Below are 15,132 nucleotides of genomic sequence, written 5' to 3'. Positions count from 1 at the left end.
AAAGAAAAGATAACCGCACTTTTATTTGTTATGTAAAAGTACGGTTATTTTCTTAGTATTTTTAGTTTTTAAAATCAGCACCTAAGCAAGGACGAATTTTGTTTATCATTTCTTTTAACACGCGGGGTGGTGCGGCAATAATATTGCCACTACATAAATAGCCGTTGCCTGCCTCGAAATCGCAAACTAAACCACCGGTCTCACGTACGATTAAATCACCGGCTGCACAATCCCATGCTTTTGTGCTCATTTCAAAATAGCCATCAACACGACTTGCAGCCACATAGCATAAATCCAAAGCGGCAGACCCGGTGCGACGGAAATCCGCAATGTTTTCAATCAAGACATTCATTATGGCAAATTGGGTTGGCATCAGTTTGGGTTGTTTGAATGGGAAACCGGTGGCAAGAATGGCACCTTGAAGCTCACGTTTTGCGTCAACCCGTAAACGTACTTCATTTAATTTTGCGCCTTCACCTCGTACAGCTGTAAATAATTCATTACGGATTGGATCATATACCACACCTACCTCTGTACGGTTTTTCACTCGGATAGCGATTGATACGGAAAAATGTGGCAACCCATTCATAAAATTGCGGGTGCCGTCCAGTGGATCAATAATCCATTGTATATCGCTTTCTTTCCCTTCAATTGCACCGGTTTCTTCAGTGATTATTGTGTGATCAGGATAGGATTTACGAATAATCTCAATAATTTCTGCTTCAGCGAGTTTATCTACGTTGGTTACGTAATCGTTAATTCCTTTTTGCGTTGTTTCGATAGTATCACGGCGTTCGTAATTTTTAGCAATGACATTGCCCGCTCTTCGTGCCGCGCGAATGGCGATATTTAACATTGGATTCATAATTCCACCAGATTTTAAAGAACAGAAAATTTTCCGCGCCATTATAACGGCATTTATGAAAATAACCAGCTGAAAATCCATAAAACAACGTTTTTTCTTATCTTTTTTATCGTTTTTGAGATCCGAATCGAAAAAATGATTCAGTATTCTTGTAGTTGTTAGAAAAGGCATTAAAGTGCGGTCGAAATTGAGGAAAGTTTTATGCGAAAAGGTGTCACATTAGTGGAGTTATTAATTGGTTTGGCGATTATCAGTATTGTATTGAGTTTCACACTTCCCCTATGGCAAACGGATAATCCCAAGAGAATTTTAGCGAAAGAGCAGTATCGTCTTTACTTATTTTTGCGACAAATTCAGGGGCGGGCGGAAAATTCTTCCGAGATTTGGTTTATTTTGGCAAACCGTCATCCCACAACGAAGCATTGGTGTATGACGGGTCAAATCAAAAATGACAAACTCTGTGATTGTTTGAATCCGACCTCTTGCCCAAAAGAGGTTTATGCCCACTTTTACTATCCCTATTTTGCGGATCAAACAACGATCATTAGCCCGAAGATTTACCCTTCTGAAGTGGCGCGTTTTAACGGCATACGCAATACCATTGATTCCAACTGCTTTTTATTACAATCTGGGAAAGAACGCACCTTATTTTCCTTTTTTAATGTAGGAAGTTTGAAATTGAAACCGAATCAATCCGCCAGTGCTTGTACGAGATAATGAGATGAAAAAAGGACAAACATTATTGGTGTTAATGATTTCATTAGCTATTTCGTCCGCACTGTTATTGGTGGTTTCACAGTTTTATACCAATATACAGGTTCAGAATAGGCAGATTTTCTTGAGATTGAAACTTCAAGCAGAATTACAGCGTACGATTCAGCTTCTTGGTAAAGATCTTCGCCGAGCAGGGTTTCGGGCATTAAATAATAAGTTGATTGAAAGCAACGTCAGCTTATTTGAATTAGACGAAAAAGGTTTAGCACTGATTATTTCACAAGCTGACAATGCGCCTAAAAATAGTTGTGCCTTATTTTTTTACGATTTGAATAGGAACGGTTGTATCGGTGAAAAATATACAAAAAATACTTGTTTAAACGGTCGGCAAAATGTGGCAAAAGGAATTGAAAAAGAACTTTTTGGTTATAAATTGAATGGCAAAATGATTGAAACGAAACAAACCTATAAAAGTGCGGTTAGTGCTAAGTGTCAATTAGATGAATGTCAAAAAGCACTTAAACAAACCGCTTGTAATGCCGGCGGAGGTTGGACGGATTTATTGGACAAAAATGAGTATGAAATTACTCACTTGCAATTTAATTTAGTGGCGGAAGGGAAAGGAATTGAAATCCAGCTTATCGGCAATTTAAAAAGGCATCCTGATATTCAATATGAAACATCAATGGTTGTGGCGTTGTGGAATCAATAATGCAACAAAAGGGAAGAAAAGGCGTAGTAACACTCAGTATTTTGATCTTTCTTTCCGGATTATTGGGGGTGATCTTGCTTTTTGATGATAGCACCTTGAGTTTTTTTCGTGCACAGCAAATGCAGCGTAAAAATTATGTAGAACGAACATTAACTTTACAAAAAATGATGTCGTTAGAGAAACAAAAAATTTGTTTATCATTGCCTTTGGATAATTCGGATCCTGTTCGGCAGGTTTCTATAGATATGGAGGGCTCAGAAGATGCAATTCAGTATTCGATCTGGTGTCAACGTATCGCGATATTTAAAAAATCACCAACGAAAGGTGATAATCAAGGTTTGTTGGCAAATTTTATTCAGTTAGAAAATCTTGATGAATTTCGACCGCGCTTTTCAACGCCACCTTATCCCTTAACGACGAATAACGCACCGCAGTTATATTGGTTCCAAGGGAAACAAACGGAATGGGAAGTGAATGGTACAGTACAAGGCATTTTGGTTGCGGAAGGGGATTTAACCCTGCGTGGCAAAGGTCGGGTGAGGGGGGCAGTGATTACAGGCGGAAATCTCATATTAGAGGGGGTGACCGTTGCCTATGCTAAAAAGATCATTGAGCCCTTAGTGCAACAATACAGTAAATGGCAATTAGCGGAGAAAAGTTGGAGTGATTTTAAAGCCCCGAGTGAATAAGGGAATGTCGCTGACTTCCGTGATGTTTACGCTTATGGTGTTTAGCACATTGTTTCTTGTGTTTAATCGCTGGACAGCAAATCAACGCCAAAGTGCGGTGAAAATTTATTATGATTTTCAAGCCTTACAGGTTGCAGAGAATCAGGCTCAGCGGCAGTTTTTAGGTTTACCCTGTGAACAACAAGTAAAACAAAATGGTGCACAATTTCAAATACAATGCCAAGGTAATCAAGTGGTGGTTCGCTCTCCTTTAGGTGAATTTTCACTGAAAAATGAGTAAAAAACGGGTAAAATGCCCCCCATTTTTGCTTATTTTTGATAGGTTGCCATTGTGTTTATCGTTTACTATTCCAATCAACTTGAAAAACAAAAAGATATTCTTGCTGAATTGTTTAAAACGCTGCCACGAGAAGATCCCTTTCAACAAGATATTATCTTGGTGCAAAGTCCTGGCATGGCACAATGGTTACAGATGGAATTAGCAAAGAAAAATGGTATTGTTGCCCATTTGGCTTTTCCTATGCCGGCAACCTTTATTTGGCAACTTTATGCGGAGAATTTACCGGCGGTTTCCCTACAGAATCCTTTTGATAAAGATTCAATGATATGGCGTTTAATGAAATTGATACCCGATTTTTTAGGTCGGAAAGACTTTTCTCCTTTACGTCATTATTTGGCTTCCTCACCTCATTCCGAACAATATAAATGTTATCAATTAAGTCGCAAGATCGCAGATCTTTTTGACCAATATTTAGTTTATCGCCCTGAATGGATTTTTGCTTGGGAAAAAGGGGAAGATGAGCTTATTGCCACACAAATTAAGGCACAACAGGCTCATTTAAATGAAACCTTGCTACAACAAATTCTCGGCAATGTGGCGTGGCAAGGGGAATTATGGCGTACTTTGGTTACGGAGATTAAATCCGATGTGGGAGAAAATGCCACTCATCGTGCTACTTTACACGAGCAATTTCTTGCCTTATTAAATAATAAAAACCAACCGAAAAAATTACCCCATCGCCTTTTTATTTTTGGTATTTCGGCATTACCGATGGCTTATCTGTCTATTTTGCAAGCCATCTCATCGGAAGTAGATATTCACTTATTTTTTAACAATCCCAGCCAAGAATATTGGGGGGATATTCGTGATTTGAAGGTGGATTATCTTACTAACCGCATACGCCGAAACCATCAAAAACACACTGATATTCAACCGCTCTTTTCAGAAGAGCAACGTGTCGCTTTAATGCAGGGATTAGTCGAAACCACTTATCATAATGAACATTTGCAAGTCGGTAACCCGTTGTTGGCAGCTTGGGGAAAAATGGGACGTGATTTCCTTTATACATTGATTCGGGATGAAGAGCGGATCCCTACTTATTCAGTGAATGCTTATGAAGAGATTTCAGCCTCTACCTTGCTTGGGCAATTGCAATCTCATATTTTACATTTAGAAAATCAGCCCTTAAACATTGAAAAAAATGACCGCTCTTTGACAGTGCACGTTTGCCATAGTGCCATGCGGGAAGTGGAAGTGTTGCAAGATTACCTGTTGCATTTATTCAACCAAGATCCGACACTCACGCCGAAAGACGTGGTGGTGATGGTGGCAGACATTAACCAATATACTCCTTATATTCAAGCGGTTTTCGGTCAGAAAAATGGTGAAACACCGCTGATTCCTTTCTCTATTTCCGATAATAAGTTATCAGAAAGCGATGTGTTGGTTTCTTGCTATTTGACATTGTTACGTTTAAAAGAAAGTCCCTTTAGTGCAGAAGAAATTCTCACTTTATTAGATATTCCGGCATTGCGTGAGCGTTTTGAGATTTCCCTTTCTGATCTCCCTTTAGTGCGAGAATGGGTGGCAGATGCGGGCATTCGTTTTGGTTTACAGAAAAAACAAGAGGGAATTAATTTCAATTCATGGCAGGCAGGTTTAGAGCGAATGGTATTAGGCTATGCGATGCGTGAAGAGCATGGAATTTGGCAAGAGAGTCTGGGATTTGATAGTAGTTATGGTTTAAAAGGTTTACTGGCGGGGAATTTATCACGTTTTTTCACTGTGCTTTCTGAATGGCATAAAACGCTCCAACAAGCCCACTCCATAGAAAAATGGCATGAAATATTGACCGCACTTTTGACGGATTTCTTTGCACAAAACGAAGAAACCCATGACACCCTCTTTTATATTCAAGAGAAAATTAACGAGGTAGCACAGTTGCTCTCTTCACTTCATTTTGATTTGCCTCTGCAAGTGGATGTGATAGCCGATGTAATGACCGCCAAACTGGAAGAGTCTCCGAATAGCTTGAAATTTTTAGCCGGTAAAGTGAATTTTTGTACCTTACTACCCATGCGGGCTGTGCCTTTTAAAGTGGTGTGTTTACTGGGAATGAACGAAGCGGATTATCCGCGTACGCAAACGCCAAACAGTTTTGATTTAATGCAATATCATCATCAAAAAGGCGATCGTGTCCACCGTGATGATGATCGTTATTTATTCCTTGAGGCGTTGCTTGCCGCACGGGATTATTGTTATATCAGCTATATCGGGCGTTCTATAATTGATAATCAAGAGAGAGAACCTTCCGTGTTGGTGAGCCAACTGATTGATTATATCAATCAAGAGAAAGAGGATGATCGGAAACTACAAGTTCAACAGCACGCAATGACGGCTTTCAGCCCCAGCAATTTCAAAAATGTGGATAATTTCAACCGCTCTTTTGCCGCGAAATGGTTACCTATGGCAAAAAATGGTGGGCAGGCTGAGCCCAAAGAGTTTGCCTCGCAGATGGAACATCAAGAAAAGATAACGGAAATTGAGCTGGATCGTTTAGTGGGATTTGTGGAAAACCCTGTAAAATTTTTCTTTGAAAAACAACTTGGCGTGTATTTCCGTGATGAAGATGATCGCATTGCCGATAGTGAGAATTTCACTTTGGACGGATTGGATAACTATAGGCTCAATAATGATTTGCTGTATGCTGATGAACAACAATTTGATGAATATTTTGCACTAGCCACAGTAAAGGGTGTGCTACCTCGTGCTCAATTTGGGCAGGTGGCAGCGGAAAATACACGTAATACCGTGTTGGAGTTTAAGGAAAAAATTGTTGATCTCGGCGAGCCGGCTCATCGTTCGGTTGATTTTACGCTGAATGTGATTTGGCAAGAAAAAGAACAGGCTATTCGCTTGTTTGGTTATATGGATAATCTTTTCAATGATACACAACAGGTGATTGAATGGCATTTTGCCGGCTACAAAGATCGTTATCGTATTCGTCCTTGGCTTTATTATTTAATTCAATGTGTTACTCAAGAAGTGACGATACCTCCAAAATTAATTACTAAAGATCAAGTGATCAAATTTCCTCAGGTATCATATGAAACAGCATTGGCACAACTACAAATCTATGTGCAGGCTTATTTACAAAGTCAGGTGGAAATTCAGCCAATACCCACTATAGGGAAAATATCGGATTTTATGATAAAAGATGAAAGTGCGGTTGATTTTGATGGTATTTTGACGAAGCTACAAAAATTGGCGGAAGATGAGAAACGGGGCAGCTATACCAAAAAAGCAGATCCTTATTGGGCGCGTTTGTTGGCGCAAACTACGAAATTTGAAAATCGGAAAAATTTGCGGGCATTATTAAAACAAACGACGGATTGGTTTGGCGTATTATTTGCAAAAAATGATCCAAAATCCTTGAATAAAGGAATGAAGTGAATCGTCAAAATAGACTTTTTTTGCTAAGATAGATACCCATTTTTAGGAGGATACCCTATGCACTGTCCATTTTGTTCCACTGAAGAAACAAAGGTCATTGATAGCCGATTAGTCTCGGATGGTTATCAAGTTCGTCGCCGTCGTGAATGCGGTCATTGTCACGAGCGTTTTACTACGTTTGAAACCGCCGAATTGGTCATACCTAAAATTATTAAAAACGATGGCTCAAGGGAGCCTTTTAATGAAGATAAGCTTCGTAGCGGTATTCAGCATGCTTTGGAAAAGCGTCCGGTAAGTTCGGATGATGTGGAAAAAGCGATTAGTCATATTATTTTACAATTACGTGCTACCGGCGAGCGTGAAGTGCCGAGCCAATTAGTCGGTAAATTGGCAATGAATGAATTAAAAGAAATAGATAAAGTCGCCTATATTCGCTTCGCTTCGGTATATTTGAGTTTTGATAATATCAACCAGTTTACCAAAGAAATTGAAAATCTGAAGGATTAGTTATGTCTGATGAATTTACCGTTCAAGACGAGCAATTTATGCAGCGGGCTTTGGATTTAGCGGCAAAAGGAATCTATACCACAACGCCAAACCCTGCGGTGGGTTGTGTATTAGTGAAAAATGGTGAGATTGTGGGGGAAGGCTTTCATTTTCAGGCAGGGCAGCCTCATGCGGAACGGGTTGCTCTGGCTCAAGCAGGTGAAAAGGCAAAAGGCGCAACCGCTTATGTTACCTTGGAGCCTTGCTCTCATTATGGTCGTACGCCACCTTGCGCATTAGGTTTAATTGAAGCCGGTGTTGTGAAAGTGGTCGCGGCAATGGAAGATCCAAATCCGCAGGTGGCGGGCAGGGGACTTTCAATGCTTGCTGAAGCAGGCATTGAAAGTGCGGTCAATTTACTAAAAGATTCTGCGGAAAAGTTGAATAAAGGTTTTTTAAAACGTATGCGGAAAGGGACTCCTTTTGTACAGCTTAAACTAGCGATGAGTCTTGATGGTAAAACCGCTATGGCAAACGGAGAAAGTAAATGGATTACTGGGGCCGCCTCACGTGCCGATGTGCAAAAAATGCGGGCGAAATCATCCGCACTTTTATCGACTTCCGCTACTGTTTTAGCTGATGATCCCAGCCTAAATGTGCGGTGGGAGGATTTTTCTGTGGATCTTAAAAAAGAATATGTAAAAGAAACGGTGCGTCAGCCTGTGCGTGTCATTTTAGATTCACAACATCGTATTCAGCCAAGCCATAAATTATTTGAAACCGCCTCACCGGTGTGGTTGGTTTCAAGTGAAGTGCGTGATCTTGCGGGTTTTCCCGAGTTTTGTGAACAAATTATCTTGCCTCAGGATAATCTCTTATCTAAATTAATGGTTGAATTAGGAAAACGTCAAATTAATAGTCTTTGGGTCGAAGCGGGAAAAAATTTAGCCGGTAGTTTGATTGAACAAAAATTAGTGGATGAACTGATTCTTTATATTGCCCCCAAATTGTTGGGCGAACAAGCTCGTGGTCTATGTAACTTGCCTCATTTGACACAATTAGCCGATGCTCCTCTGTGGAAACTTAACGAATTTCAACAAATTGGCGATGACATAAAATTAACTTACACGCCAAAAGGATTTTAAATGCTTAAAAAACTTGTTTATTCCGCCCTTTGGGGATTAGCCGCTGCCGGTATAATTCTCTTTGCTGTACCAAGAATAAATAACAGCAATATTTTTATCTCTGATGACATTGTTTCTTTCAAAAATGCGGTGCGTATCGCATCTCCTGCTGTGGTAAATGTGTACAATCGCTCTTTCTCATCAGCCAGTATTAACGATAATGATCAACTGCAAGTGAATAATTTGGGATCGGGCGTGATCATGAGCAAAGACGGCTATATTCTCACCAATAAACACGTGATCCAAAATGCCGATCAGATTGTGGTGGCATTACAAAATGGCAATATTTATGAAGCAAACCTGATCGGTTCCGATAATTTGACGGATCTTGCCGTGTTGAAAATTCATGCCGATAATCTTTCTACTATCCCACAAAATGAGAATCGCCAAGTTCATGTTGGAGATGTCGCTCTAGCGATTGGTAATCCTTATAATCTCGGGCAAAGCGTTTCTCAGGGAATTATTAGCGCCGTAGGACGAAGTGCGGTGGGGGATTCTCTTGGCAGACAAAATTTTATTCAAACGGATGCTTCAATTAACCGTGGTAATTCTGGTGGTGCGTTAATTAATTCGGCCGGTGAGTTAGTCGGTATCAGTACCTTGAGTATCGGTAAAACTTCAACCGAAATCGCTGAAGGATTGAATTTTGCCATTCCGATGGATATTGCAAATGATGTTTTACAGAAGATTATCCGTGACGGACGTGTAATTCGAGGCTATTTTGGCGTACAAAGCGAGATTAATTCCAGTGCGGAACAAGGAATTTTGATTACGGGAGTGACACCTAATAGTCCGGCATCGAAAGCCGGCATTCAAGTGGGTGATGTTATCTTAAAACTCAATAATCAAGCGGGGATTTCAACCCGTGAAATGATGCAAATTATCTCCAATACCAAACCGAATACAAGAGTAACGGTAACAGTAATGCGTTTAGGGCGAGTGTTTGATTTGTCTGTGATGGTGGAAGAGCTTCCGTCTAATTAGAGGTGATATGGAGATTAAAACCAGTCATTTTTTTGCCTGTTTAGATCGTTTGCGTTTGATTCAACGTTGGTCATTAATGCGCAATATTGAGAAAGAAAATCTAGCAGAACATAGCTTGCAAGTCGCATTTGTGGCACAAGCACTGGCAATTATTAAAAATAAATTTTTTGATGGTAGGGTTAATTCGGAACGAATCGCAGTGATGGCGATGTATCACGATACTTCTGAAATTTTTACCGGTGATTTGCCGACACCGATTAAATATTTCAATCCTGAAATTACTCAAGCCTATAAACAAATTGAGAGTGCAGCCGAACTTCATTTAATCAGCCTTTTACCGCAAGAACTGCAAGGTGATTTTGCCCCCTATTTAGACAGTGAAACTTTTTCTGATGAGGAAAAACATTTAGTGAAACAGGCGGATTTAATTTGTGCTTATATTAAAGCACAATTTGAGCTGGAGAATGGCAATCAAGAATTTAAAACCGCAAAAACAAGATTGGAAACTCTGATGCAACAATGGCATAGCCAAGAAATGGATTACTTCTTACAAGTCTTTATGCCGAGTTTTGGGCGTTCGTTGGATGAGATTGCGTTGTAGAAATCGTTATATATCAGACACTTTTGAGAAGTGCGGTCAATTTTCCAAACAAAAATGGCGTTAATTAAAACGCCATTTTTATATTAGATCACCACTGAACCGACAATACTCCGCGTTGCTTCTTTTACTTCCGTGAGTTTTACACGCAAAACATCCCCGATTTTATATGCCCGTTCACCTTTAATATAGAGGGCGAGTTCATCGGCATTGACCTGCATTTCCTCTTTATTATTGTGAAGAGTAGAGGCCGGCACAAACATTGATGCACCATTTTCTAATAATTGAACCCGCAATCCTCCCCGCATAACATCTTGCACTTCAGCGTCAAATTCTGCATTTTCAGCCACTTTATCGACAAGATAGCGACAATATAACCAATCGGCAATATCACGTTCTACTAAGCGATTTTGACGACGGGCTTCTTGCAAGCGTGCTAAAACTTCCTCTTGTGGTTTTTCATAGGCTTGTTGTGTGAGTACGGCTTTAATTAAGCGGTGATTCACCATATCGGAATACTTGCGAATTGGTGATGTCCAAGTGGCATATCCTTCTAAACCAAGACCAAAGTGCGGTGCTAATTCAGCCTTAAATTCGGCAAAGGTTAAATAGCGGCGCAGGCGTAATTCAAGATAATCGCTTTCAATAGGTTCGATATCGTGGCGCATTTGGCAATAGCCGTTTAGCGTTGATAAATTTTCCACGGAATAACGCTCATTAAGTTCTGCTTGATTTTCTTCATTGGCTAAATTTGCTATTAAGAAATGGTGAGCATTTTCCAAGAATTTTTTATCAAAACCGCTATGAGTATTGAAAATGCCGGTTTTTGTCTGTTCATTTAAGAATTGTGCCGCACAAATATTCGCGATAATCATAGATTCTTCTACAATTTGGTTTGCAATACGTCGGTGTTCTGCTTTGATCTCTTGTACTTTACCGTTTTCAGCAAGCACAAAGGAATAATCCGGCTTTTCTTTGAATAATAGCGAATGGGTTTTACGCCAGTTGATACGTGATAGGGTAAATTGGTATAAACGCTGGATTTGTTCGCTGATTTCTTTGGTTTCCGGTTGCCATGCATTGGGTGCTTGTTCTAGATAATCAGACACCTTGTTATAGGCAAGTTTGGCTTTTGATTGTACATAAGCCGAAACAAAATTCGGTTTTGTCGTGATATTGCCTTGTAAATCCGTTTCAATATAGCAAACAAGAGCGGGACGGGTTTCATTTGCGATTAAAGAGCAGAGTTCATCAGAAAGCTCGGGCGGCAACATTGGGATATTAAATCCCGGGAGATAATTCGTGAAACAACGTTGCTTCGCATCTTTTTCGATTTGTGAATTAAGCGCAATATAGGCTGTCGGGTCGGCAATGGCGACAACTAATTTCCAACCGATTTGTTCACCATTTTGCTCAATAGGTTCGATATAGAGGGCATCGTCCATATCTTGTGTGCTTTCGCTATCAATGGTCACAAAATGAAGTGCGGTCAAATCTTCACGGATTTGTTGATCAATCATTTCATAATGATCTGTCCCTTGTACCGGATAACGGGGTTGTTCGTGACGGGCGAGTGTGACCCACCAAGGTGCAAATTCATCATCTGCACGGCAGATAAATTGGTTAATCGTGGCATAGAAAAAGCGATCATCACGTAATGGATGGGTTTTCAGATTAGCAACAACCCAATCTCCTTCTTGCAATTCTTCTTTGACCGACTTAGCTTGTTGTGCGCCAATAGGTTGATTAATGCTTGGGTGATCGACCAACACTTGTAATTTCTTGTCTTTATTGAACCGCACTTTTGCAATAAAACGGGTCAGCATGGGTTCAATCAAGGATTCCGGTTCAGCTTGTTCTTTATCACCTTGTTTTTCAATAGTGGCGGTAATTTTATCGCCGTGCATCACTTTTTTCATCGCAGGTGGCGCAATAAAATAAGTTTTCTTATCACATTCTAAAAAGCCATAGGCTTTGTCGGTGCTTTTCACTACACCTTCCACACGCTCTTTGCTTTCGTGAATTTGTTGTTTAAGTTGTGCGAGTAATGGATTATCTTGGAACATAGTTATATTTTCAAAAAAGAGAAAAGGCAGACCGATAAGCCTGCCCAAAATAAATGAATCAAAAATTATTCTTCGCCTAATTCGCCCATTGCAGTGATACTAAAACCGGCATCAACATGAACGATCTCACCGGTAATACCCGAGGCGAGATCAGAACATAAAAACGCAGCGGAATTACCCACATCTTCGATAGTGACTGTACGGCGTAATGCGGCAGTTTTCTCAAAGGCAGAAAGCATTTTCTTGAAGTTTTTAATTCCTGAGGCGGCTAATGTACGAATCGGACCGGCAGAAATAGCATTAACACGGATACCGTCTTTACCTAAATCTGCAGCCATCACACGAGTTGCCGCTTCTAATGAAGCTTTTGCCAAACACATGACATTGTAGTTAGGGATAGCACGTTCCGCCCCTAAGTAAGAAAGAGTTAATAACGCCGCGTTTGGATTTAAATAAGAGCGTGCGGCTTGCGCCATTGCCACAAAGCTATATGCACTGATATCGTGAGCAATACGATAGCCTTCACGAGTTGCGGCATTGACATAATCACCATCTAATTGATCGCCCGGTGCAAAAGCAATAGCGTGAACGAAACCGTCAAATTTATCCCAATGTTTACTTAATTCAGCAAAACAGTTTTGGATACTTTCATCGGTTGCTACATCTAAAGGAAGAACAATATCAGTACCGAATTCTTTGGCAAATTCTTCTACGCGCGGTTGTAATTTTTCGTTTAAATAAGTGAAAGCAAGTTCCGCACCTTGCTCTTTCATTGATTTTGCAATCCCGTAAGCGATGGAACGATTACTTGCGAGACCGGTGACTAAAATTCGTTTACCTGTTAAGAAACCCATATTTTTTTTCCTTTAACCATAGGTGTGAAAAGTCTGTCGATTATACCTATTTTGGCTATTTGGTGCAATTTTTAGCACTGTACTTTCGGTTTGTTTAGCCGTTAGATCTTTCATTAATAAACTAGTAGAAACTTTCTACTCGTGATTCAAAGCATTTTTGATAGCCTGTGCAATCTCAAATGCCAAATTAACGGGTACAGCATTACCGATCATTTTATAAGCGTCATTTGTATTTTTATAAATAAATTTAAAATCATCAGGGAAACCTTGAATTCTAGCAACTTCTCTAATAGTCATTCGCCGATATAAATTTTCTTTACCTAGGACAAATCTGTAATCGTTTGTACCGTGTTTTTCCATTTTAGGAGCTTGGGGATGTAATTGACACTGGCGACCAGATGCTTGCACTGTAAAAGCTTGTTCGTGCCAAGCTTTAACTCGATTTCTACTCATAAAAATAGGGGAGAAACTACCTATAAAATATTCATTATTATTGATCGCTTTGGGATTACTCTGATTGCGTTCTAAAGCAGGGACTGCTGTATCTTGCAAATCCCAGATAATATCTTTAAGAGACAGTTTTTTATCATCATCAATCGTTGACCCTTTAGGGAATTGAAACAGTGTGTTTAGGTCTTTTCTAAAACCAATATAGAAGACTCGTTTACGTTCTTGTGCAACACCATAATCTTTCGCATTTACCATTGTTAATGTCACATCATAGCCACATTCATCAAACATTTTTAATAAATTTTGAACTGCTTCATTATGTCGATTTGCTAACATCCCACTTACGTTTTCAGCTAAGAAAAATTTAGGCTTTTTATTGTTTAAAATACGAATATAGTCAAAGAAAAGTTGACCGCGAGCATCATTGATTCCACGCAAACTCCCGGCTTCTGACCAAGATTGGCAAGGGGGACCACCAATTATCCCATCAATTTCGTTTGGGAAGTCTTCTTCTTTTATATGACGAATATCCCCTTCAATTAGGTAGGTATTAGGATGATTAGCTTTAAAAGTTTCCCAAATAGTTTTGTCATATTCATTGGCAACAGGAATTTCAAAGCCCGCTTTTTCAAATCCTAGATCCAATCCCCCACATCCACAAAATAAACTTATTACTTTCATTATTACCTTTTAAATATAATATGTTACTAGTTTTGCATTTTTTAATTGAGCAGGATTATTTGGATTTTGAATTTTTACATCTATAATGCTTAATTTATCATCTTGTAAATCTAGTAACTCTTGAATATTATCAAAACTGTTCCATTTTTCATCATTGATAATTGCCATAAAATTAAAAGTACGGTAAAAATCTCGTTGATAAATAGCACTAAATACTGTCCACGGATTTTCAATTCCCCACATCCCTCGAACTCTCAAATAGGTTATACCTAGAGGGTCAACTTTATTCACTCGTCCTAGTTCTTTGGTTTCTGAAAATTCAACATTTGGGATACTTTCCACACCATTTTTTATCGTTGATTTTATACGAAGATAACATTCTTCATCGGCACAATAATCAATTCCATAGACCATACATAAATGCTTTAAATTTCTGCCATCAATGATACCTACCGAATAAATAATATCTTTTTCTTTCCAATTTTCAGCTTGACGACAAGCATTTGAAATCATTGTGCTGTGACTAAATAACTTTGCTTTTGGATAACTACTATTTAATGCTAATGCGGAGTGATTATTTTCAATTTTCTTAACTTCAATAGCATCGCCATTTTTTAGCATTGCATCTGGAGGATTACTGTTATTTCCTAAATATGAGAAAGTTTCGCTCAATTTCTGTATGCGCTCTGTTTCGGACATATTGAAAGTATTAGCAAACAAATCTTTGATGTATTCTTCCAATGAATCCCCTGATTGATTAGCTCTATTTTTACCTTGATAATATTGAACTAATTCTGTTATGGGATTATTGACTAAATTAATGATCGCATCAATTATGTTCATTTTATAATCTTATTGAGAAATGATGGGACGGAAGTATAACAAAAATGAGTAGTAATTGTTAATGGGGTAATAGAAGAAAAACATTTATAACTAAGTGAAGGAAGCTCAGCGAAAAGATAATGGAATAAACATATAAATTTTCCTTTATTTTTCAAGTTATATGAATTTCGTTTTTTTCTTAAACAAAACACCTATAGTGTGGTAAAGAACTGAAGAAATATTATGAAGTTTGGGGCTGATTGGTTCGGCCCCATAAATTAAAGAGTCAGTGAT

14 protein-coding genes are annotated in these 15,132 nt (G+C 39.1%); 9 read left to right on the top strand and 5 right to left on the bottom strand.

Going from position 1 to position 15,132, the window contains the following annotated elements:
* Positions 1-61: 61 nt before the first annotated feature.
* On the bottom strand, positions 62-865 hold the full coding sequence (gene suhB / locus BKK47_RS05965; RefSeq protein WP_077493983.1) for an inositol-1-monophosphatase: 804 nt from the start codon (positions 863-865) through the stop codon (positions 62-64).
* A 201-nt stretch (positions 866-1,066) separates the two neighbouring features.
* On the opposite strand from suhB, the gene BKK47_RS05960 reads away from it, so the two are divergent.
* The 9 genes from BKK47_RS05960 to yfbR are packed head-to-tail and all read left to right on the top strand — an operon-like array spanning position 1,067 to position 9,968.
* Positions 1,067-1,582, top strand: a complete 516-nt coding sequence (locus BKK47_RS05960; RefSeq protein WP_077493982.1) for a type II secretion system protein — start codon at positions 1,067-1,069, stop codon at positions 1,580-1,582.
* 4 nt (positions 1,583-1,586) lie between these two features.
* A complete protein-coding gene (locus BKK47_RS05955) occupies positions 1,587-2,291 on the top strand; it encodes a PulJ/GspJ family protein (protein ID WP_077493981.1) in 705 nt (234 codons plus the stop codon).
* Entirely contained in the window at positions 2,291-2,980 is a 690-nt protein-coding gene (locus BKK47_RS05950; RefSeq protein ID WP_077493980.1) for a DUF2572 family protein, read from the top strand. The genes BKK47_RS05955 and BKK47_RS05950 overlap by 1 nt, the downstream gene beginning before the upstream one ends.
* A gap of 4 nt (positions 2,981-2,984) precedes the next feature.
* Positions 2,985-3,260, top strand: a complete 276-nt coding sequence (locus BKK47_RS05945) for a DUF5374 domain-containing protein (RefSeq protein WP_244149115.1) — start codon at positions 2,985-2,987, stop codon at positions 3,258-3,260.
* A 51-nt stretch (positions 3,261-3,311) separates the two neighbouring features.
* Positions 3,312-6,713: an exodeoxyribonuclease V subunit gamma gene (recC, locus tag BKK47_RS05940; RefSeq protein ID WP_077493978.1), complete on the top strand. Its 3,402-nt coding sequence runs from the start codon at positions 3,312-3,314 to the stop codon at positions 6,711-6,713.
* Positions 6,714-6,770: 57 nt separating this feature from the next.
* A complete protein-coding gene (gene nrdR / locus BKK47_RS05935; protein ID WP_077493977.1) occupies positions 6,771-7,220 on the top strand; it encodes a transcriptional regulator NrdR in 450 nt (149 codons plus the stop codon).
* 2 nt (positions 7,221-7,222) lie between these two features.
* Entirely contained in the window at positions 7,223-8,344 is a 1,122-nt protein-coding gene (gene ribD, locus BKK47_RS05930) for a bifunctional diaminohydroxyphosphoribosylaminopyrimidine deaminase/5-amino-6-(5-phosphoribosylamino)uracil reductase RibD (protein WP_077493976.1), read from the top strand.
* The gene (degS, locus tag BKK47_RS05925; protein WP_077493975.1) at positions 8,345-9,367 is read left to right on the top strand and encodes an outer membrane-stress sensor serine endopeptidase DegS; all 1,023 of its coding nucleotides are present in this window, start codon (positions 8,345-8,347) and stop codon (positions 9,365-9,367) included.
* A gap of 7 nt (positions 9,368-9,374) precedes the next feature.
* Positions 9,375-9,968 (top strand): 5'-deoxynucleotidase, encoded by a 594-nt coding sequence (gene yfbR / locus BKK47_RS05920; RefSeq protein ID WP_077493974.1) that lies wholly within the window; start codon positions 9,375-9,377, stop codon positions 9,966-9,968.
* A gap of 83 nt (positions 9,969-10,051) precedes the next feature.
* Here the strand turns inward: yfbR and rnb are convergent, their stop codons facing one another.
* From rnb to BKK47_RS05900, 4 genes are all read right to left on the bottom strand, one after another.
* Positions 10,052-12,031 (bottom strand): exoribonuclease II, encoded by a 1,980-nt coding sequence (gene rnb / locus BKK47_RS05915; RefSeq protein WP_077493973.1) that lies wholly within the window; start codon positions 12,029-12,031, stop codon positions 10,052-10,054.
* Between the two features lie 65 nt (positions 12,032-12,096).
* Positions 12,097-12,885, bottom strand: coding sequence for an enoyl-ACP reductase FabI (locus tag BKK47_RS05910; RefSeq protein WP_077493972.1), 789 nt, complete (start codon positions 12,883-12,885; stop codon positions 12,097-12,099).
* 135 nt (positions 12,886-13,020) lie between these two features.
* The gene (locus tag BKK47_RS05905; RefSeq protein WP_077493971.1) at positions 13,021-14,016 is read right to left on the bottom strand and encodes a DNA cytosine methyltransferase; all 996 of its coding nucleotides are present in this window, start codon (positions 14,014-14,016) and stop codon (positions 13,021-13,023) included.
* Positions 14,017-14,025: 9 nt separating this feature from the next.
* Entirely contained in the window at positions 14,026-14,859 is an 834-nt protein-coding gene (locus BKK47_RS05900; protein WP_077493970.1) for an NgoPII family restriction endonuclease, read from the bottom strand.
* Positions 14,860-15,132 lie beyond the last annotated feature (273 nt).

Source organism: Rodentibacter mrazii (assembly GCF_001998825.1).
Taxonomy (GTDB): domain Bacteria; phylum Pseudomonadota; class Gammaproteobacteria; order Enterobacterales; family Pasteurellaceae; genus Rodentibacter; species Rodentibacter mrazii.
Note: the sequence above shows the minus strand (reverse complement) of the source record. Positions and strands in the feature narration are given on the sequence as shown.